This window comes from Streptomyces sp. NPDC057682 (genome assembly GCF_042799575.1).
GTDB lineage: Bacteria > Actinomycetota > Actinomycetes > Streptomycetales > Streptomycetaceae > Streptomyces.
On record NZ_JBHVIN010000015.1, the window covers coordinates 162,429 to 181,469 of the forward strand.

Below are 19,041 nucleotides of genomic sequence, written 5' to 3' on the forward strand. Positions count from 1 at the left end.
GGCACACCAGGTCCTTCCCGCGCTCCGAGCACCGTCCGACGCCAGCGCCGAGCCGGGCCCTGAACCCCCGCCGGCCAGTGCGGCTGACCCCCCATCTCTCCCCGGGCTGCGGCCCGGCGTGCCCGCATCCCGCCCGCGCACAGCAGGACGCGGCGGTGAGCCGATACGGTGAGCGGCGCGCCAGATAGCACGTCCGGCCGACAGGAGAGCAACGATGACCGCCCCCGCGGCAACCGCCCATTCAGTACCCGATCTCGCGAACCTGGGGATCGAGGTTCACCACCGCCACCGCCTGGCCGACCCCGGGCAGGGACTTCAGGAGTGGCACATCCGCGTCCTGGACGGCGAGCGCGAGGTAGGCAGCCTCCGCGCGGCCCGCTGCCTCTACTACAGCGCCGGCAATCTGGCCGAGCGGATGACCGACCACGGGGGCCTCTGCGCCCTCGCCGCGGACAGGCTCCTGACCCCGGACGGCGGCCTCACGCACGAACTGGAGGATGCCGTCGAACAGCCCGGCAACTTCCTCGTCCTCGACCGGCTGGACATCCAGGCCCCCTTCGACGACCAGACCGTCGTCACCACCGTCGTCGCCGAGGTCATCGACCGGCTCACCGACAACTACTACGCCGTCGTCCTGCCGCGCACGGGGCGGGACGCCGGCACGCGCCTGCTCGCCCGGGCCGCCACCGAGCTTGCCGCCGAGGAGTTCGACGACGACCTCCAGCTCATCGACACCTGCCTCGCCAAGCCCGAGGAAGCCGCAGCCCGCGCCCGTGCCCGGTTTGCCTCCCGCGTCCAATACCCGCACCTCGACGAGGAGGACGAAGAGGGGTGGTCGGAAGCGGACGACGAGGGCGTCCTGACCGCCCGCACGGCCGCCGTGCTGCGCCTGGCGGGCGAGGAACTGTCCGCGCTCGCCCGGCAGGAGGCCGCCGCGCTCGGCGACGAGCCCCTGCCCCGTGGCGCCGGCGGGGTGTTCGGCCGGCTCCCGGCGATCACGCTGCGCTGCGACGGGCAGTGGCGCAAGCAGATGGCCCGGGCCTTCGACGACCTGGCCGGCGACCTTCAGGCGGCGGGCGAGAACTGGATGGGGCCGCGGTGCACGGGTGAGGAGATGGCTCTCCACCTGATGATCGACCGAGCCCGGTCGATCACGGCCAACCGCCCGAACGCCGTGCGCGATCTCGTCGCCAACCTGCCCCACAGCAGCGCCGACTACGACTGGCGGGGTTGCTCGGAGGACCTTTTCGAGGACCATGACGTGTTGATGCTCTTCGATGCCCAGCTCGATGGCATGGAAGCCCCGGACAGCGACATCCGCCAGGCCATGGGCATGGTGAACCTCGCCGCCGACGAGTGGTTCGAGCCCTTCAGTGCGGACAACGCACGGGACCCCGACCGCGGATTCCGCCGCTGACGTGGGACCCGGCCAGCAGATGTGCGCAGAGGCCGGGCGCCGGGGCCTGGACACCGACGACGCCCTCATAGGAACCCAGGCCCGGCCCGCTCGCCGCACCCCGTAGCCCATGACCCCGACTCGCAGCCCGGCGTCACCGCCTGGAACCGCCGGCGCGGCGGCGCCGGGAAGAGCTCCGCTGCCTTCGAGTGGCACGACCTCACCGGCCTGCCAGCCCCGCCCACCGGCACCGACCGCCGCCCGGACGCCGGGCGCCGCCGCCCATGCAGCCATTCGCCGACGAGGTGACGGCCGTCAACCGCGACGCCCGCATCCCCGCGTGCGGGCGCCTGACGCACCCGCATCGCGCGTGACTGCCTCGACGGCATCCGCCCGTAGCGACGACGGAGGCACCACCGCATGAACCCCCACCCGCTGCCGCCCGGCGACGGGACCACGCCATGGGCCTGGGCGCCCGCCGTCGCGAGGCCGGAACACCTGCGGGCGCCGGCCCCGCTCGCCGACGACACGCACCGCGACCCCTCCGTGCGGCGCCGGCCGTGCCGGGAACCTGACCGTGGTCACCCCGGACACGACACCGGCCGGCCGTTTCGCGGGCGAGCTGCGGATACTCGCCACCCGCAGCGGCCTCCTCGAGACCGGGCTCCACGAGTCCTGGCGTGCGAGGCGGCTCACCGGCGGCCCTTTCATCAAGGTCTGCACGGTGGAGGCCGCCTCCCTCACCGCGGCCGAGCGGAGCCTCGCGTGAGCCCGCGCCGGCCCGAGGACCTTGCCACCGGGTGGCCCGGGGAGCTGGAGCGGGAGCTGCGGCGGTCGATGCCGCCCGGCGCCCTGCTCGGGCTGGTCCTCGAAGCCGACGACCGCGTACTGGAGCTGGAACTGCTGCGCGTCTCGGCCGCCGTCCGTGGCCACGGCCACGCCGCCCGGGTCTTCACCCGGATCTGTGCGGAGGCCGACGCCCGCGCCCTGACCGTGGTGTGCACGCCCACCGACGGGTTCGGCGCCGACCGGGTACGCCTGGAGGACTTCTTCCGCCGCCACGGCTTCGCCCCCATCGCCGCCGGGACCGGCTCTCAGCCCACCCCTGGGAGCGGCCGCCCGCGCCCCGCCCCACCCCGCCACCGTGACCGCATAGGGGTAGTGATCGGGGTCGGGTTTCCGGATTCTCCCGCGCGTGTGCGAGATCCGCGTGACGATGACCTCGGTGTTTCGACGAGGAAGGGGAGAAGGCGCGTGAGCATGATGCGTAAAGGCTGCTCGGTGGCCACCACGTTCACAGTGGAGGAGCTGGCCTATCTGGCATCGCGTCCGGTCGGTGCGAGCGTGGTTGAGCCGTTCGCGTGGTGCGAGCTGGTGTCGGGCCACGAGGGGGAGTGGCACTACGCGTTGGGGCAGTCGGCGAACGACGGCCGCTGGTGGCTGCGATGGAAGCCGACCGGCCGCGAGCTCCTGGTCCGCGAGAGCTGCACCGCCAAGGGCGAGCCGCTGTCCCTGCCGGCGAAGCGGCCGCCTCTGTACCCGGCTGACCCGGCGCCTTTCCTCGATGTCGAAGTCCCCGAGGTCCCCCAGGAGCGGCCCTGCCTGCTGTTCGTCGAGCACCCGGGCGCACACAGCTTCGCCTTCGGATTGCCCCACGACGACCGGGTGGGCCGTCCGGAGCTGAGCGTGGGCCAGGTGCGCCGGGCCTGGCACGCGCTTGCCGACGACACCCCGATCCGGATCGCGGCGGCCGGCACCGGCGTGCTCGTCGAAACCGGCGCCGAGGTGCTGGTGCAGGCGACCGGCGAGGCGTGGAGGCAGAGTTCCCCGTCTGCCGGGGCGCGTGGCGTCGCGGTCCTCCTGGCCGGTCTCGGTGCGCTCCCCGCGCAGGTCACTGAGCCTGACGACGAGCCGGCGCCGGACAGCGCGGCGGCCGCGGGCGGGAAGAAGAAGGTGCCCGCCTATATCGCCGACGTGCTGCTCGATCAGCTGCGGAACACGGTCGTCGCGCTGCAGGGCGCCGACCGCACGGTGACGCTGTCCTCGTTCGTCCAGGACGCTGTGGCCGCTGCCATCAAGGAGGCGGAGGGCAAGCACAACGGCGGCCGGCCCTTCCCCGCACGGCGCAAGGAGCTGAGGACGGGCCCGCCGATCGACTGAGGGGGATCGAGCTCAGCTTGGTCCCCGACGAGGCGTTATACCGGGCGCCCGTCCGGTGGTGGGCGCCCGGCTCCGTTAGGCCGAGGCGGTGTCGGTGCCGACATCCCGCCCGGGGCCATGTCGGTATACCTCGCGGCCACTTTCGCCAGCGCAACACGATCCGTCAGCTCCGCGAGAGGCTGCCCGCACCGCTGCACTCCGCTTCGCGGCGGCTCGACCTCGACCCGCTCACCCGAACGAGCTGCCAGTTCGACGCAGGGATAGCGCTCAACCGGCTCGCCGCCCGGCTGTGCCTGGAGGACGTCCGCCGCTCCAAGGTGCTGATCGCCATGGAATTCAGCCGACGCAGCGCCGGGCTCAGCATGGAGATCGGCTGCGCGCTGGCCGCCGGCGGCCCGGTCATCTACGTCGGCGAGCTGAACTGCTCCTTCGACATGCTCCCCGAGGTCACCCTCGTACCCGACATGGATGCCGCGATCGAGACCGCCCTCACCCTGACGGGTACCTGAACCCGGCGCATTGGGCTCCCGCACACACGGAAGGGCCGACATCGCGATCCGCTTGCGACGCCGGCCCTTCCGTGTCGTGGTTTTCAGCCCTTGCGGGGACCGGTGACGGTCGGCGCGGACATGGCCATGCCGATCATGTCCGCCCAGGCCGCGTCGCCGACGTTGTCCTGGAGTTCCTTCGCCGCACGCTCGTCGGCGGTCAGCACGCCGAACTCGACCCGCGTCTCGTACGGAAGGAAGTCGAGCGCCAGGCGCCGGCCGACGTAGTCCAGTACGGAACTTGCGTGCTTGATCTCGGGGTCGTTGGTCATGCCCGCGGGCTCGAACCGCATGCTGACGTACTCCCGGACGAACACCTCCAGCGGGACCTGATGACGCAGGCCCTGAGTGATGGTCGTGCTGAAGCCGTCCATCAGGCCCGCCAGGGTCGAACCCTGCTTGGCCATGAAGATCGTGACCGCAACAGGACGGCCATCCTCGGTGCAGGCAACCGTGAGGTACCCCTTGCCCTCGCCAACAGTGAACGAGCGGGTCGTCGACGTCAGGCGCCTTGGAGCCCGCAGGGGCACCTGGGCGACGGAGGGTTCCGCCCCCCGGTGCGTGCGCGCCATGCCGTCAACGGTTCGGTCCGCCATCAATGTGTCCTCTGCGCGGTCGAAATGGGCATAACGGTGCCGTCACCCACAACCTATGGGAATCCTGCGTTCGGCAACCACAAGATGTGGGATCTCCACCGTAGAAGGGTGAGGCCTCTGGCACCAATCGCGGCACGCCGAAACTCCGCCCACAGCACGGCTGTTCGGGATTGACCGGCTCAGGCATCCACGAGGCGGGGCAGCGACCGGACAAGAACGCCCGGATACTGCTCCCAGAGCCTCAGGAGCTACTCCAGCACCCGTCGGCGGAAGTCAGGCCGGCCGGACCAGATCGCGCTTCCGGAGTAGGTGTCGCTGCGCGCCCAGTCACGCCGGCTGCGCCCGTCGTCCTCGGCGGCGCCGAAGAGCGCGTCGTACATGTCGGTGGCCGACGACTGACCGTGCTCTTCCTGGCCAACCCGCCCCTCGACAGGACCGTCCCGCCCTTCGTGGACAGGGAGGGACGGACCCGGAGCGCAGGACAGCGGTTGAGCCGACACGTCAGGGATCAGGCCAGCGCCCGGTCGAAGACCTCTCGGTGTGTGAACACGAAGTGGTGCTCCCGCTTGCTCCAGGCGATCCGGTCGGCCAGGACGTCCGGCGCGGCAGGGGCAGTCTCCGGGCGTGCAAGAAACTCCGCCCAGAAGCGGACGTTGCGCGACTGGCGCTCGAGGATGCAGTCGACCAGCGCGCGGCGCTCGGCGTCCTCCAACCCGTACACGTCGGCGATGAGCCGCACCTGCGCCGCCTGATCCTCAAGAGGCATGACCTGTCTTGACGAGATTGTCCATGTCCAGGCGAAATAGGCTACATCCTCGAGTCGCCCGCCCGGAGCGGCCTGCTCGAAGTCGATGAACGCGGCCGGGATTCCGTCCTGGAAGACCGCATTGTTCGGCCCCGGGTCGTGGTGGCACACCACGTCGAACCGGCCGGCCAGATCGCTTCCGCGAGTGGCGTCGTGCATCTCGCGCAGGAGCCGGGCAGCTGCGCTCACCTGACCGTTGGACCAGGGCTGAAACTTCGCTGGAACCTCACCCTCGATGAAGGAGAGAATGTCCTTTCCGTCTACCTGCCCGAGATATCGCGGGGCGCCACGGAAATTCTGCTGCTCGAAAACTTTCATAAGAGACGCCATGAATTCTGAGGAATCCGATGCGGGCCTAAGTACCGTGTCGTCCTGCCGGAGGACTTCCGCCGCCATGCGGCCCCCGGTCAGTGCAACCGCACCACCAGACGCATCAGCCATTGCCGTCGCTCCCACACCTTGATCGCCATTTGCCACGTGCGCCCTAGAGCGGTTTGCCGTCCGAGTCCGGGTTCTCCGGGCCGGGGCGGTTGGTTCGTTGGCGAGGGCGCGGTTAAGTGTGGTCTTTCGACGCCGAGGACGCGCGCGATGTGGGCGGGGACGAGCAGGACGGGGGCGTGCAGGAGGAGGTCCTCGACGGCCTGGTCCAGGGTCATGCCGCGCTCACCGGCTGCGTCCCGGGCCTGCTGGAGGAGTTGGGGGGCGACTGCGGTGGTAAGCGGGACTGGCCGGGCGTCGTCCGGGGTCTGCCCGGCCGCGATCTGCCGGCGGACGGTTTTCAGCGGGGTGTCGCCGGGGTCGGCGAACAGGGCGCGGGCGGCTGCCGGGGGCAGGGTGAGGGTGACCGGGACGGTGGCGGGGTCAGGCATCGGGCACCTCGGTTGTAGGCGTTGGCCCAGACCGTGCTCAGCGGGACGGCCTGCACGTGGTAAACGGGGCTGCGTCCGCCGTCCGGGCTGAACAGCCCCTGCTGCACGGGGGCCGCGGCCGCGACGTCATGTCCGTCGGCGGGCCGGGACGATGCCCTTGACCTTCTGCACGCCGACGATCTGCCGAAGGCGCAGGACCTCGTCGCGGCTTATGCCGAGCTGCCAGCTGATCCAGGCATCCCGCATCCCGGAATCGACGAGTTCGCCGACGATCTGCGCCATCAGCTTGGGGTCGTGGGTGCCGCGGGCGCGGTTGCCTCGGGGCCGGTGCGCGCTTGGCCTGCAGTGACCCGCCTGCAGAGCGGAAACGGTCCGCCGGGGGCCGACGGACCGTCCTGAAGCATCGGGGCTGGGTGCTGGGCCTACTCAGTGCGCGAGCGTGGAACCTGCTGCCCGTCGCGCTGGAACCCGGCGGTCACACCCAGACGCTCTTCTGTTCCCCCCAGCCCCAGCTGCCGGCCAACTGCCCACCGTATGCGCCTGCCTGCAGGTACACACGTCCGTCAGAGCCCAAGGGGCCGCTCTGCTCGATTCGCTCGGTTCGCGTATCCCCCTCGCAGGAGCCGTCCAGGTACCGCCAGTTTTCGGCACTGGACCCGAAGGACAGGCCCCACCTCTGCGCCGGTCCGGATTCACGGTTGCAGAGGGACGTCACGGAGCCTGACAACTTGTACTGATCGCCGACCCTGGTGACGGTGGCCGTGATGTGCACGTTGTAGTAGTTGCGGTTGAGCGTGCCGCCGTACACGTACGACAGATCAACGCTCTGCGGCTCAGCGGCAGCCGCGCGGCTGCTCAGCGTGACACCTTGGGCCGCAGCGGCCGGGACCGCCGGAACCGCCGCAGCACACAGGGCGAGAAGCGCCGCGCCGACGAGACTGCGGACTCCGGGTCGTGCTTTCCTCATGATCTTCTTTTTCGCAGAAATCACCGGCCACGGCCGCGGCCGACTTGAAGATCAACGATCTTCACCCCGTCCCAGAAACTGGTCTGCGGAATCGTACGTACGAACCTTCCACGGCCATGCCGGGAGCGGCCCGGGGCAGAAGCCTCACCGAACCGTTCCCGGAAGTCTTGCAGCCGCTGCCGGTGCGGGGATTCACCGCAGTTCGAGCTAAGGGTTGTCCCGTAAATGATCTTTGAGTCGCCTCGGGCATGGCGGACCGCAGTACGGGCCGCTCGCCTATCCGGCGAGGGCGAGGTTGTGCATCCGGGCGATGCCGAGCATGGCGTGGTGGACGCCGTCGCCTTTGAGGCGGCAGTCGCGGAGGATCTTCCAGGTCTTCATGCGGGCGAAGACGTGCTCGACGCGGGCGCGGACCTGCTTGTGGGTCTTGTTGTGTTCCTCTTTCCAGTCCGGCAGTTCGGCCTGGCCGCGCTGCCGGCGGTGCGGAATGACGAGTCCGGTGCCCGGATAGCCGCCGTCGGCGATCGTGACAGTGTTGCCGACGGCGGTCTTGGCGCCGGATTCCTCCCACGCCTTGCAGTCGTTGCGGTTCCCGGCAAGCGGCCGGCCGACCACGACGACCAGGCGGGAGTCGGCGTCGATGACGACCTGGTGGTTAGTGGAGTAACGGTAGTTCTTGGACCGCTCGGCGATGGTGTGGTCCCGGGTGGGTACGAGGGTGCCGTCGACGATGAGCACGGTGTCCTTGGCGAACCGCTTGCGGGGCTGGAGGGCGAGCATCGGCCCGAGGTGGTCGATGATCCGGTCCGCCGCCGACTTCGAAATCCCGAACAGCGGCGCGAGCTGACGCATGGTCAGGTTCGTACGCCAGTAGGCCGCGACCAGCAGTGCCCGATCCTCCAGCGGAAGACTCCACGGCCGGCCCCTGCGGACCTCGTCCGCACCTGCGTGACGCAGCACGGTCACCAGCTTCCCGAACTGCCGCGGGCTCAGCCCGGTGAACGGGGCTATCCAGGACGGTTCCGACGCCGTGATCACACCAGTCACGGCGAGATCGTCTCACCCTGATCACGCTCCAGGGCCCGCCAGCCTCTGGCGGGACACATCTCAGTCGCCGCACGGATTCGGCATGAGAGCCTCACTCACGTGGCTACTGAAACCGAAGTAGGGGAGCTGTTGCACCAGCGCGGCTGGCGGACGGCATTTACGGTCGCTGAGAGAGTGAACGCGTGGGCCGCGCTGGTGAGCGCCATCGAGCGCGGCTACGGCGACGACATCTACGAGTACACCAACGACCTCTACTGCCGAAACTGGCTGCACGAGGCGTGGCTCCTGCTGGACGAACACATCGTCCAGCTCTGGACCCCACAGATCAAAGTCCTGGACGACCGGTACAAGGCTGCGACCATCGACGACGACGGCCAAGCTCTCGACCAGTTCCACAGGCTGCCCGGTCCCGACCTGTGGTGGTGGCGGCGACACCCCCGCATCCTCACCGGAGACCTCGGGCGTTCGCTTGACTCTGCCAGTGCCGTCGGCGCTGACCCGGACACCGCATGACCCTGAGCCTCGCGGGATTACGGGACAACTCTTACGACCTCGTGCACGATAGGCGTCACCGCAGGTCAGCGACTTGCGCCGCCGCGACGCCCGAGCCGCTGACCTGCACTGATGCAGCAAGGGCCCTAATCGTGCACGAGGTCGTTAGGTTGTCATACGGAACACGATAGGTAGACAAACGGCTTCTGCTGTGCAGTGTCGTGCGCGACACCAGCAATGATCACCCGCGCCGCAGACGGCCCAGCCTCGACACCACGTCGGACAAGCAGATCGACTGGACGGCGGTGCGGATGGACACGTTCTACGGCTGCCTGATCCAGCCGACCACCTAACGGCTGGGCCGGTTCGCGCCGAACCCCGCGCCCGATCCGGGCCAGGACTCCTCCGATGATTGATCTTGTGGCAGGACGAGGTGAGTTGACGGACGCGGCGTGGGAACGAATAGAGCCCCTGCTGCCGCAGGTGGACGGGCGTGGCCGTCCGTGGCGCGATCACCGGCAGGTGGTCAACGGCGTGTTGTGGCAGTTGCGGACCGGAGCTCCGTGGCGTGACCTGCCCGAGCGGTACGGGCCGTGGTAGACCGTCTACGAGCGGTTCGCCCGCTGGGAAGCGGACGGGACCTGGGCGAAGCTGCTGAAGCACGTCCAGGTCCGAGATGACGCGGTGGGCCGGGTGGAATGGGCCGTCTCGGTCGACTCCGCGGTCAACCGGGCTCATCAGCACGCGGCAGGCGCCCGCAAAAAGGGGACGCATACGGGGACGACTGGAAGATCCGGGCTGCTCGCAGGCGCGTCAGGCCCTCGGCCGGTCCCGCGGCGGGCTGACCACCAAGGCCCATCTCGCCGTCGACGGCCAGGGCCTGCCGCTGTCGATCGTGCTCACGCCCGGCAACGTCAACGACGCCACCGCGTACGGCCGGGTCCCCACCGAGCTCCTTCCCCCGGCGCCGCCGACGTCGTCGGTCCGCGAGGTCCTCGGGGAGCGCCGGCCTTCGGGCTGGGTCCTGGCGCAGGTCGAACGGGCCGGGGCCCGGCCCGCGGTGTGCTGCACGCGCCGGACTGCGAAGAGGCACCCGAGGGCGCGCCGCTGCTCGATGTCCGGCGGGCCCTGGTCGTCGCGGAGAGCCCGGGCGCCAGGCTGTGCGCGGTGTGCGGGTGCGCTCAGAGCTGTTTCCGAACTCGGGGAACAGGGCAGGTGTGCCTGACGGCCCGGTCTGTCGGCCGCCTCATTGTTCAGAGCCGCCTCTACCCCTTCGCTGCAGCTGCGCGAGCAAGGTTCGGCAACCGGCCCGGCACCGACGACCGCCCTGTTGATCACCCACCCCGGCCGGCGCGCCGGGCGTCCTACTGAACGTTCGACACGCCATCGGGCTCCAGGGTCTCGATGTCGCCGCCCACGTCCGACTGAAGGCTCACCAGGAAGTCGTCGGGGATCACGGCGATGAACCCATTGATGAAGGCGTTGTACTCCTTGGTGATCTCTCCGCCAGCCCCGGTGATCTTCTGCGCGTACTTGCTCACCTCCTCCTCGGTCACACCCGACTTGAAGGTCACGATGTACTTCTGCGCTTGCGCCATAGCTGTTGAACAGCCTTTCATGTCGTTTCGACGAACCATCTCCACCACTGATGACGATCCGCGGTTGATTGACTACTCAGGGTATCTGTAAGCGGATGGTGACACCTGAACGACACCCTGCTCCGAGATGGACAACCGACACAGTCCCCTGACCTGCCGCTTTCTTTGCAAGGGGATGCCGCTGTTCCCGCGGCCAGTGAGATCATTTCCCTCTGAAGGCGACTCGGCCCACGTTGCGGGGCCGCCGAGGCTTCTTGCCGGGTGGATGGGTGTGCCTTGGTGAACCGTCAAGCGCTCTGGTCTGCGCGGACGGCCACCAGGGCGACAGCGGCGGACCACCGGTATAGAACGGACTCGTGATCGGACTCGTCTCCTGGGGCTACGACTGCGCCGCCGCCGGATACCCCGGCGTCTGCACGAACATTGGAGCACTGCGCAGTTGGTGGGAAACGCACGTCGATACCCCCGACCCGTCCGCCATCTAACGCTCTGACCTCAGCCACAATCCCTCTCCCCGGCAGGCGAGTTCCCACAGGGTCCCTTCACACGTGTCCGGAAGGCGGCGGTGCCGCCCCTGTCCGAGGAGGCACCGCAAGGATGGATCAGGGGCTGTGCAGGCTTCCGGTCAGGTGGCTGCCATCTCGGTGATCCCGGCCCGCCGGGCCAGGTCGTCGGCGGCGGCGGTCGGGCTCCGTCATGCGGGGCGGCTCAGAAGTCTCCCTGCTCGCAGGAGGTGACGGGTGCCTTCGGCTTCTCGCCACTGTGGATCTGATGGAATCCGGGCTTGACGTAGCAGGTGTCGGTGCCGTCCCCGCCGTCGACGGAGCTGTTGGCGTCGGATGCGCGCAGGTGCGATTCGAGGATGCCCTGGATGGTGTCGTCGCCGCCTCCGCCCCTCACCACGCCGCCGTCGGCCACGCCCCGTTCAAGCTTCTCCACGCCCGGGTGCTCCCCGCCGCGCAGGATGTCGTTGCCCTCACCGCCGTCGACGACCCCGCCACGCACAACGCCGCTGAAGGTGATGTCGTCGTCCCCGTCCTCACCCAGAACGGCGGCCCCGTCCGAAATCTCGTAGACGTCCAGGGTGTCATTGCCCCCACCGCCGGAGACGAGCGCCTTCTCCGAGATCCCGTTCCGCACGGTGATCTTGTCGTTTCCGTCACCGCCCCGGATCTGCGTCTCGATCAGGCTGCCGTCGATCTCGATGGTGTCGTTGCCGTCGCCTCCGTACACGGAAGAGCCTAGGTCGGCATCGTTATCGCCCGCCTCCTCGCCGATGGAGATGCTGTCGTCATCGGCGTCGCCACGAACAACGGCCCGTGAGCCGATGGCCTTGACCTTCACGGTGTCCTTGCCGCCGCCGCCCGAGATGAGCGACTCCTTCCCGTCAGCAGCTCCGAAGACGCCGTCGACGGTGATCCTGTCCTCACCTTCACCTCCGAGGAACGTTGTACTGGGCGTGACCAGATCCCCGCTCTCGATGGTGTCGTTACCTTCACCACCGCGAACAGTCAATTCGGGCCCGGCCTCTTCCCGCGTCTGGGGCCAGAGCCTGATGGTGTCGTTGCCGCCGAGACCGTCGACCTCCGTCAGTCCGTGGAGATCGGTGCAGGTGATCTCGTCATCGCCATCGGTTCCGGTGATCTTGCCGTCCTCGGCCACCAGGACACCGTCGCTTCCGGTGCAAGTCGGCACGTGGTCGCCCACTCCGGCAGTCGCCCCGGCCGCGGGCGTGCTCTCGGCCGGGGTGGCGACGGTGCTCCCGCCCGCTTCGGGCGAGCCGGTTCCGTCGGCGTCGATCCGCTGGCTGGCGGCCTCGGGGGCGCTCAACGGCGCCGCGTGCACGGGGGCGGCCAGACCGAGGGAGGCGGCGGCGAGAGCCAGCGAGGACAGGGCGCGGAGGCGGGCCGCCGACCGAAGGATTGCCACAAGTGTTCCTTTCCGAGGGAAAACGCTTACGCAGAGGTAACGTTCATGCACAGTAAGTAGTCACGGTGATTCGCTGCGCACTTCCCCGGGCTACGGCTCAACGCCAACCGCTACCGGTCCGCCGAGAACACGTCCAGTGCGGCAGACCGGTCCGGATTCGGTTCAAGGTGAGCCTGGGTGCGTGCCAAGGCTCACATGAGCGTCACCGGGCCCGGCTCGCTTCCCGGCAGCGGAAACGGGACGTGGGGGCAGGCGCGAAGCACCGGCTGGTATTCGTCGACCGGCTCCTGGCCACACTCGTCCATCTCCGTCACGGGGTCACCCATGACGTGCTGGCCTGCTGGTTCGGCGTCGACCGCTCCACCATCCCCCGGGCCATCGGCGAGGTGCGGCCCCTGCTCGCCGAGCGGGGGTGCACGATCGGCCCCGGCGTCCGGCTGCGGACCCTGGCCGAGGTCGTCGACCACCTCGGCGCCGGCGAACAGACCGGAATCATCGACGGCACCGAGATCCTGGTCCACCGTCCGGCAGCCGGACGCAAAGACCGGCACACCTTCATCTCCGGGAAGAACAAGCAGAACGCCGTCAAGTCCATGGTGGTCACGGACGGCGAGGGCCGCGTGCTGTGGTGCAGCCCGACCGAACCCGGCAGCTGTGCGGACATCACCCACGCCCGACAGCTGGGGCTGGTCAAGCTCCTGGACGGCAGCCCCGCAGTCGAGTTCTTGCCGATGCGGGCTACCAGGATCTCGGCGCGCAGACCGGCGGACGCGTGGTCACACCACCACACCGCAAGATCAAAAAGAACGCCTCGGACTGGTACGAGGAGATGCGCGAACGCCAGCGCAAGGCACACTCCTCACGCCGTATCCGGGTCGAGCACGGCATCGCCCCTCTGAAGAACTGGCGGGCACTGGCCCGCCACCTCGGCCGCCGCGAGCACATCAGTGACACCGTCCAGGCCGTCGTCGGCCTGCTGTCACATGAGCAGACCGGGGACCTGAACCCACGACGGCAAAGGTGAACACCGTGCCTGCTGGAGCCCTCGACGCTTCATCGCTTACCGTGCACGAGCTCGTCAGGAGCCGCGCTCGACGAGCACGAGCGCTGAGCGCCTGCGGGGTCGACGGTCGGGCCGCGCAGGAAGTCCTCGGCGCTGGCGATCTTCTCGGCCGCAGCCGATACGCGCTCGGGGGCGACAAGTCGCCGCTGCTGGTCCTGAGCGGTCCTGGCTTGGCAGACGTGAGCACCGAGGCGGCCCTTTGAGTCGGCGAATCGGTTGTCACCAGGTGGTGAGGTCGATCGTGTGGGTGCAATGCGGGTCGGGATCGTGTGCCCAGCGCTCCTTCTCGTGTACGAGCGTGGGGAGTGCGGCGAGCAGGGCGGTCAGCGCGCCGGTGAGGCGCACGTCCACGCCGATGACCCCGTTGGCTTCCTCGACCGCGATGTAGAGCCGCATGCGGTCTCCCTGTCCGAGGAGGAAGCCGCACAGCGGAGGGCTCGGTGGTGACTCGGTGAACGGCCAGGCCAGTGTCCGCAGCACACGCAGCACCCGATCCACAGGGGTCGGTGGAGCCGGCTCGACGAGGGAGGTGTCGACCCGCAACAGAGCCATGCCCATGACGAACTCGTCGGAACGCGGTGGGGTGCCGGCCGCGAGCATGCGTACCCAGCCCAGCACCAGCGGGGCGGTGACCGGGTCGCCATCGTCGTCCGTCAGCGGCACCTCGTAGACGGTCAGAGCATCCGGCGCCACGGCGTCGCTGGCGCCGGTGACGATCCGGACCGTGTCCCGTGTCGGCAGCACCCCACGCAGGAACGTCCCGCCGACGACGGGTGCCGCCGTGTAGTCGAGAAGATGGCGCGTGAGGTACGCCTGCTGCTCGACCGTCTCCCGGCACGTCCCGCTCACTGATTGATCCAGGCCGGGCACTTGTTGACACCCTTGCAGTAGGCCGTGATCACGCCGATCTTCTTGCCCTTGCCCGCGTCGTACTCCCCGTCGGCGGTGCGGCGGGCGTACTGCACGATGACGACGATCTCGGCGAATCGGGTGCCGTTGCGGGCGACCCCGTAGTACTCCAGCCGCCCGCCGCTCTTCTTGTCCACCTTCCCCGCCAGAGCCCCGTCGATGATGCGGCACTTACGGATGTTGTGCTTGCCCGAGAAGTGATTCCAGCCCAGATCACCATTACCGTACCGAGTGGGGATCACCCGCCCTTCGGGGTCGGCCTGCTCGCACTTCACCTTCTTGTTCCAGTACGGCTGCGCCGAGGCCTCGGGCACCGCCCCGCCAAGCACAGCTGCCACAGCAATCACGGTCAGAACCCTGATCATCTTCATGAGCGGACCCTGCCACGCCCCCGTGGGACCTACGCCGGATTCACCAGCAGGATCGGTTTCCCTGCCCCCGGACGGGTGACTCATCGGCTCCACATGCGAATCAGGCACATGTCGGCTGCTGCGCAACTGCGGTCTGCCCTCGCGCAAACGGCCTGGCCACTGTGAGGACGCGGCAAACGGGGGAGCGCCGGCCCAACTTGTCAGGCGATCGCGACCAACTCGTTGGCGCCGCGACGTCGGAAACGGGATCGGCGGAGAGGCATAGCGCGCCGTTCCTGCGCAACATCGAGTTCCGTGGCAGTGCGGGAACAGGACCATCCGCTGGACAGCTCAGCCCTCAGCCCGTTGCGGCCGACAAGGGGGCGGAGCAGCGGACTGGGGCATCGGCAGTCCTGTGGCGCAATACGCTCGTCAGCCCGCCGTCCCGGGGAACGCCGGCCGCCGGTTGCAGGCGGATCGGCAAGGACTGGATTTCACGTAGGACTCGGGCAACTCGGGTATCGCCCGAGTTCGGCGGACGCGAAGCCGGCCATGGTCGCGGCGCCCTCGCTCACGGCCCAGACATGGTCTTGACGTCGTCGGCCGTCCGGATCGTCCGGACGTCTCATTCGGTATCGCAGCAGGCCGTAGCGCTTGGCCACATGCTCGATGACCAGCTGCGCCCAACGGGCAGCAGCCTCCCTGCCGCCAAGCTGCGTCACGAGAGCGACATGGTCGATCAACACATCACCTGACCGAATCCGTCCAGCCCGCAAGAGTCCGATCAGCTGCTCGGCCAGGGCGTCGCCGAGGAGCGCGGGACTCACGGGACCGGAAACCGGGGTCAGCTCGGCGGCGGCCAGTTCGACGGCACCCGCCCTCCGGGGCCCGGGAAGTGACACATGAGGCCGACGGACGGGCTGGATGCTGGTCGAGCGGGCATCGTGTGCGAGCCGCCGGTCCTCAGGGACGGGGCGAGGCAGGTGCCGCTCCGCCACCTCGCTCACGTCCGGCCCGGCTGAACCGGCGAGCAGAAGAGCGTCGGTCTCCTCCTCGCTGAGCCCCTCCCGATGCCACAGGGGCACGAAGAGGCATCCGGCGTCGGACGACTCCTGCGGCCTGACGTCGGTCCACTCCTCCCACTGCGCAAGACCGTTCGCGTCAGTATGAAGAACCAAGCACCCGTGCCCATCCCATCGGCGCAAGACAACACGGTGCGTATCCACCGAAACCATCCGAAGTCCGGCCATACCCGTAAGTTCGGGCGCCCCGCCAGCTGCTGGAATCTCGATATACGGCACCATCACCGCAAGAAGAAACCCCAGCAGCAGGGGGTCGGACCGCACATCAAGATGCAGACACGCCTGGCCCACACGAATGCCGGCCGGTCCGGGATCGGAGTTCCCGTAGGCTTCGGCCTGCGCCCACACGAGCAGGAGCTGCTCCTCAAGCGCCTGCTGGCCCGGACACCCTCTCAGGCCCGGCAAGGCCAGCAGCGATGTAGACATGAGTCGAGGGTAGTCCAGCGTGCCGCCCTGGTCAGCCGCACGCTCGGACCCTCGGCGGGTCCCCAGGTCCGTATCACGCTTCGTAGCCGGGCTCGGGGTGTTTGGACCGGTGTTTTGTCGGCATCCGCGTCGGCCGCTTGCTCTCTGCACGCTTATCCCGATGGACGTCGTGGCCGGTGCGGGGCGGATGTCTTTCGCGACGGGGGGTGCACCGCGTCCGCACCGGGGAGGCCTCCGCGCCCTGCGGCTGTCGGGCCGAAGAGGAGTGGCGGTCGGACGCGATGTCCCCTGCCGTACCTCGATCGTCGCGCGGTGTGCCTGACAGCGGCCACCGGGATCTCCCCACGGATGGCCAGGTAGGGCGCCCCGCTGGTGGCCATCACGATTCCCACTCACGGCCAGTTGCACGGTGCGCTATCGCTAGCGTCGCAGCACGTTGACCTTCTCCGTGCCGAGGATCGGGGCGTCCGCGCAGCCGGCCGGGGTGACCAGGTAGGGGCCCACCCAGCGGCGGGACCTGCCCTCGGGGTGGGCCTTGTCGGGGTAGGTTCGCCGGTGCGGTTTGACGAACCAGCGGCGCCGGTAGACCCGGCCCGCCGTGTCCTCGCTGCCGAAGTCATCCCCAGGCTCGGGCCGGCTGCGGACGATGCTGCGGCACCTGACCAAGGCGCTGCACCCCGGGGTGCTGAACGACTGCTTCTACCAGGCCGCCACCGCGGTCTGCCGCAAGCGGGCCAAGGCGCTCGGCCGTCCGGTGCCGCTGCACAACATGTGTCTGAACTGCCCCAACGCCCGCCGGTCGGCAGTGCACTTGCCTCGGCTCACCACCGCACGGGACCAGGCGCTGACGGTGCTCGACCTGCCCAAGAAGGAACGTGAGGCCCTGCCCCGGCTGCAAGTGATCGCCCTGACCGACTACGCCACCGAACTCGACGAACTCATCCAGAGCATCACCACGGACGACACCAAGGAAGGCGCAAGATCGGCGTGAACGACGAGACACGACTGCGCATCCGGCACACCTTCGACCGGCTCTCCGCGGGCGGGAGAGGACCCACCGACATCGACCGCTCGCTGATGGGAGCGTTCGAGCGGCTGATGCACGGGCTGCCCGAACTCACCGACGGCAAGATCACGATCGTGAACCTGTACACCGAGGCCGGCGTCTCCCGCGCCTCCTACTACCGCTCGCCGGTGGCACAGGCGGTGAAGGAGATCCTGGAAGCGCCGCAGACCCGTCGGCCGGAACCGGACGAGCTGCGGGCGGAGGTGTCCCGGCTGAAGAAGGCGGAGCGTGAGCTTCGCAGCGAGCATGCCGCCGAGATCCGCGAACTCAAGGGCACCGTGGCCACCTACGCCGACCAAATCCGGGTCCTGGCCTTGCGCAATGCCGAGCTGGAGACCCAGAACGCCCGTCTCCTCGAACGGCTGCGGCAGTCCGGGGACAACGTCGCGGTCCTGCCGGCTTCGAGCCCTCCTTCGCCCTGATCGGGTGTGTCACCTGCTAGTTCGCGCGCCCTTCAGCGGTGTGACTAATGTGTCGCGCGCTAGGCATATGCGTCCTGTCGCGGGGGACCCGACTCTCCACTGAACAGGATGTACGGATCTTGTCCTGGCAGAGCACACAGTCCGGGCGAGTGGGTATGCGAGCAATCTGGTGATGCGCGAGCTGGATGAGACGGCCGTCGGCGGCCCGGTTGGGGCCCGCCTGGCCGCCTGGCGCCGCCACCGGGGACTGACCCGGGACGACCTTGCCTCCCACACCGGCCTGGAACTCGACTACCTCGCCGGGCTGGAGACGGGCCGAGAATGGGTGGACCGCCGCGGCCCGCTGGCGGCACTGGCTGCCGCCATGCGGCTGGATGTCGCGGACCTGACCGGGCAGCCCTACCCGCCACGCGGTCAGGAGCACGCGGCGGTGCGTGCGGTCGCCTTCCACCTGCGGCGCAGCCTGGTCCGCCGACAACCGGATAGGGCCCCCGGCGTGCTGCTGGAGGAGTTGGCGGAACGGACCCGGGCCGCCGCACGGGCCGGTTCCGCGGGGGATGAGCACCATCTCGCACTCGCGCTGCCGGAGTTGATCGAGGCGGCCGACCGCGCGATGGCCGCCGCTACTGGGCCCGGGCGGGACGAGGCGGTGCGGCTGCGCGTGGACGCGCACGTGCTGGCCGCCGGGCTGCTGCGACGCCTGGGCTACAAGGACCTGGCGTGGATGCTGCTGCACCGGGCCAGCACCGGCACGCGCGAGCCGCTGCCGGTGCTGGTTGAGGAAGTGCGGCTGCTGATCGACCTCGGCCTGCCGGAGTACGTGCTGGCCCGCGCCGACCGCGCCGAGGACGCCGGGGCCGACTGGGAGTTGCCGGCGCTGGCCGCCGTTGCCCAGGCCATGGCCGGACGCCGTCCGGAGGCCGAACGCCTCCTTGCCACGGCCGCCGAACGGGCCGATGGCGCACGGGAGGCGGCTCTGGTGATCGCGGCCCGCGCCGCCGTCGCCGCCGAGGTGGGCGACGCGGCCGAGGCCGCCGACCACGTACGCGCGGCGGATCATGCGGCACTCGACGGCGCCCATCGCTCCAGTCTGCTGGTGGTCGCCGCGGCGGCCGAGGCCCGCCAGGGCCGTGCCGATAAGGCCGCCGCCCGGCTCGTCGAGGCCGATGCGGCGGCACCGCTGAGGTTGCGGCTGGACCCCTTCGCCCGGGACCTGGTCGCCGCGCTCACCGACCGCACCACCGTTCAGGCCGCGGCGGTGCGGGATCTGGCCGAGTGGGCCGGGCTGCGGTGATGCCGCCCGTCTGGCGGGAAAG

Annotated in this window: 25 protein-coding genes and 2 pseudogenes; 14 read left to right on the plus strand and 13 right to left on the minus strand. The window is 69.4% G+C overall.

Annotated features, from left to right (window positions below):
• Window positions 1-214 precede the first annotated feature (214 nt).
• The 4 genes from ACFVDM_RS26545 (at window position 215) to ACFVDM_RS26560 (ending at window position 4,065) form a co-directional block, all read left to right on the plus strand.
• On the plus strand, window positions 215-1,417 hold the full coding sequence (locus ACFVDM_RS26545; RefSeq protein WP_383645081.1) for a hypothetical protein: 1,203 nt from the start codon (window positions 215-217) through the stop codon (window positions 1,415-1,417).
• A 556-nt stretch (window positions 1,418-1,973) separates the two neighbouring features.
• Window positions 1,974-2,165, plus strand: coding sequence for a hypothetical protein (locus tag ACFVDM_RS26550; protein WP_383645084.1), 192 nt, complete (start codon window positions 1,974-1,976; stop codon window positions 2,163-2,165).
• The gene (locus tag ACFVDM_RS26555; protein ID WP_383645087.1) at window positions 2,162-3,556 is read left to right on the plus strand and encodes a hypothetical protein; all 1,395 of its coding nucleotides are present in this window, start codon (window positions 2,162-2,164) and stop codon (window positions 3,554-3,556) included. Before ACFVDM_RS26550 ends, ACFVDM_RS26555 begins: the two co-directional genes overlap by 4 nt.
• A 329-nt stretch (window positions 3,557-3,885) precedes the next feature.
• On the plus strand, window positions 3,886-4,065 hold the full coding sequence (locus tag ACFVDM_RS26560) for a hypothetical protein (protein ID WP_383645090.1): 180 nt from the start codon (window positions 3,886-3,888) through the stop codon (window positions 4,063-4,065).
• A gap of 83 nt (window positions 4,066-4,148) precedes the next feature.
• Here the strand turns inward: ACFVDM_RS26560 and ACFVDM_RS26565 are convergent, their stop codons facing one another.
• The 7 genes from ACFVDM_RS26565 to ACFVDM_RS26595 form a co-directional block, all read right to left on the minus strand.
• Window positions 4,149-4,511: a hypothetical protein gene (locus tag ACFVDM_RS26565; RefSeq protein ID WP_383645093.1), complete on the minus strand. Its 363-nt coding sequence runs from the start codon at window positions 4,509-4,511 to the stop codon at window positions 4,149-4,151.
• 437 nt (window positions 4,512-4,948) lie between these two features.
• Window positions 4,949-5,080, minus strand: a complete 132-nt coding sequence (locus ACFVDM_RS26570) for a hypothetical protein (RefSeq protein WP_383645096.1) — start codon at window positions 5,078-5,080, stop codon at window positions 4,949-4,951.
• A gap of 128 nt (window positions 5,081-5,208) precedes the next feature.
• Window positions 5,209-5,946, minus strand: a complete 738-nt coding sequence (locus ACFVDM_RS26575) for a phosphotransferase (RefSeq protein ID WP_383645099.1) — start codon at window positions 5,944-5,946, stop codon at window positions 5,209-5,211.
• On the minus strand, window positions 5,913-6,374 hold the full coding sequence (locus ACFVDM_RS26580; RefSeq protein WP_383645102.1) for a hypothetical protein: 462 nt from the start codon (window positions 6,372-6,374) through the stop codon (window positions 5,913-5,915). The genes ACFVDM_RS26575 and ACFVDM_RS26580 overlap by 34 nt, the downstream gene beginning before the upstream one ends.
• A gap of 126 nt (window positions 6,375-6,500) precedes the next feature.
• Window positions 6,501-6,656, minus strand: coding sequence for a hypothetical protein (locus ACFVDM_RS26585; RefSeq protein ID WP_383645104.1), 156 nt, complete (start codon window positions 6,654-6,656; stop codon window positions 6,501-6,503).
• 193 nt (window positions 6,657-6,849) lie between these two features.
• Window positions 6,850-7,341, minus strand: a complete 492-nt coding sequence (locus ACFVDM_RS26590) for a hypothetical protein (protein WP_383645107.1) — start codon at window positions 7,339-7,341, stop codon at window positions 6,850-6,852.
• Between the two features lie 276 nt (window positions 7,342-7,617).
• Window positions 7,618-8,388: a transposase gene (locus ACFVDM_RS26595; RefSeq protein WP_383645110.1), complete on the minus strand. Its 771-nt coding sequence runs from the start codon at window positions 8,386-8,388 to the stop codon at window positions 7,618-7,620.
• A gap of 99 nt (window positions 8,389-8,487) precedes the next feature.
• On the opposite strand from ACFVDM_RS26595, the gene ACFVDM_RS26600 reads away from it, so the two are divergent.
• The 4 genes and pseudogenes from ACFVDM_RS26600 to ACFVDM_RS26615 all read left to right on the plus strand — a co-directional run bounded on the left by ACFVDM_RS26600 (window position 8,488) and on the right by ACFVDM_RS26615 (window position 10,251).
• Window positions 8,488-8,901: a hypothetical protein gene (locus ACFVDM_RS26600; protein WP_383645113.1), complete on the plus strand. Its 414-nt coding sequence runs from the start codon at window positions 8,488-8,490 to the stop codon at window positions 8,899-8,901.
• 200 nt (window positions 8,902-9,101) lie between these two features.
• Complete coding sequence (locus ACFVDM_RS26605) at window positions 9,102-9,233, plus strand: hypothetical protein (RefSeq protein WP_383645116.1); 132 nt, start codon at window positions 9,102-9,104, stop codon at window positions 9,231-9,233.
• A gap of 67 nt (window positions 9,234-9,300) precedes the next feature.
• A pseudogene (locus ACFVDM_RS26610) lies at window positions 9,301-9,809 on the plus strand (IS5 family transposase); the annotation flags it as partial.
• A gap of 133 nt (window positions 9,810-9,942) precedes the next feature.
• Window positions 9,943-10,251: a DUF6233 domain-containing protein gene (locus ACFVDM_RS26615; RefSeq protein ID WP_383645119.1), complete on the plus strand. Its 309-nt coding sequence runs from the start codon at window positions 9,943-9,945 to the stop codon at window positions 10,249-10,251.
• Here ACFVDM_RS26615 and ACFVDM_RS26620 read toward each other — a convergent pair.
• Entirely contained in the window at window positions 10,245-10,454 is a 210-nt protein-coding gene (locus tag ACFVDM_RS26620) for a hypothetical protein (protein ID WP_383645121.1), read from the minus strand. The two genes, ACFVDM_RS26615 and ACFVDM_RS26620, sit on opposite strands and share 7 nt — an antisense overlap.
• Window positions 10,455-10,834: 380 nt before the next feature.
• Here ACFVDM_RS26620 and ACFVDM_RS26625 point away from each other — a divergent pair, with 380 nt between their 5' ends.
• Window positions 10,835-10,963, plus strand: coding sequence for a hypothetical protein (locus ACFVDM_RS26625; RefSeq protein WP_383645124.1), 129 nt, complete (start codon window positions 10,835-10,837; stop codon window positions 10,961-10,963).
• A gap of 223 nt (window positions 10,964-11,186) precedes the next feature.
• Here ACFVDM_RS26625 and ACFVDM_RS26630 read toward each other — a convergent pair whose 3' ends face one another.
• A complete protein-coding gene (locus ACFVDM_RS26630; RefSeq protein ID WP_383645127.1) occupies window positions 11,187-12,308 on the minus strand; it encodes a hypothetical protein in 1,122 nt (373 codons plus the stop codon).
• Between the two features lie 341 nt (window positions 12,309-12,649).
• Between ACFVDM_RS26630 and ACFVDM_RS26635 the strand changes: the two are divergent.
• A pseudogene (locus tag ACFVDM_RS26635) lies at window positions 12,650-13,051 on the plus strand (transposase family protein); the annotation flags it as partial.
• On the plus strand, window positions 13,036-13,431 hold the full coding sequence (locus ACFVDM_RS26640; protein ID WP_383645444.1) for a transposase family protein: 396 nt from the start codon (window positions 13,036-13,038) through the stop codon (window positions 13,429-13,431). The pseudogene ACFVDM_RS26635 and the gene ACFVDM_RS26640, both read left to right, overlap by 16 nt.
• A 258-nt stretch (window positions 13,432-13,689) precedes the next feature.
• Here ACFVDM_RS26640 and ACFVDM_RS26645 read toward each other — a convergent pair whose 3' ends face one another.
• The 4 genes from ACFVDM_RS26645 to ACFVDM_RS26660 form a co-directional block, all read right to left on the minus strand.
• Entirely contained in the window at window positions 13,690-14,319 is a 630-nt protein-coding gene (locus ACFVDM_RS26645; RefSeq protein ID WP_383645131.1) for a hypothetical protein, read from the minus strand.
• Window positions 14,316-14,717: a hypothetical protein gene (locus tag ACFVDM_RS26650; RefSeq protein WP_383645135.1), complete on the minus strand. Its 402-nt coding sequence runs from the start codon at window positions 14,715-14,717 to the stop codon at window positions 14,316-14,318. Before ACFVDM_RS26650 ends, ACFVDM_RS26645 begins: the two co-directional genes overlap by 4 nt.
• 506 nt (window positions 14,718-15,223) lie before the next feature.
• A complete protein-coding gene (locus ACFVDM_RS26655) occupies window positions 15,224-16,237 on the minus strand; it encodes a hypothetical protein (protein ID WP_383645141.1) in 1,014 nt (337 codons plus the stop codon).
• Window positions 16,238-16,657: 420 nt separating this feature from the next.
• Window positions 16,658-16,903, minus strand: a complete 246-nt coding sequence (locus tag ACFVDM_RS26660) for a hypothetical protein (protein WP_383645145.1) — start codon at window positions 16,901-16,903, stop codon at window positions 16,658-16,660.
• Here ACFVDM_RS26660 and ACFVDM_RS26665 point away from each other — a divergent pair.
• The 3 genes from ACFVDM_RS26665 to ACFVDM_RS26675 all read left to right on the plus strand — a co-directional run bounded on the left by ACFVDM_RS26665 (window position 16,884) and on the right by ACFVDM_RS26675 (window position 19,019).
• On the plus strand, window positions 16,884-17,228 hold the full coding sequence (locus ACFVDM_RS26665; protein WP_383645149.1) for a hypothetical protein: 345 nt from the start codon (window positions 16,884-16,886) through the stop codon (window positions 17,226-17,228). The two genes, ACFVDM_RS26660 and ACFVDM_RS26665, sit on opposite strands and share 20 nt — an antisense overlap.
• The gene (locus tag ACFVDM_RS26670; protein ID WP_383645153.1) at window positions 17,225-17,725 is read left to right on the plus strand and encodes a hypothetical protein; all 501 of its coding nucleotides are present in this window, start codon (window positions 17,225-17,227) and stop codon (window positions 17,723-17,725) included. The genes ACFVDM_RS26665 and ACFVDM_RS26670 overlap by 4 nt, the downstream gene beginning before the upstream one ends.
• A gap of 172 nt (window positions 17,726-17,897) precedes the next feature.
• Window positions 17,898-19,019, plus strand: coding sequence for a helix-turn-helix domain-containing protein (locus ACFVDM_RS26675; protein ID WP_383645158.1), 1,122 nt, complete (start codon window positions 17,898-17,900; stop codon window positions 19,017-19,019).
• Window positions 19,020-19,041: the final 22 nt, after the last annotated feature.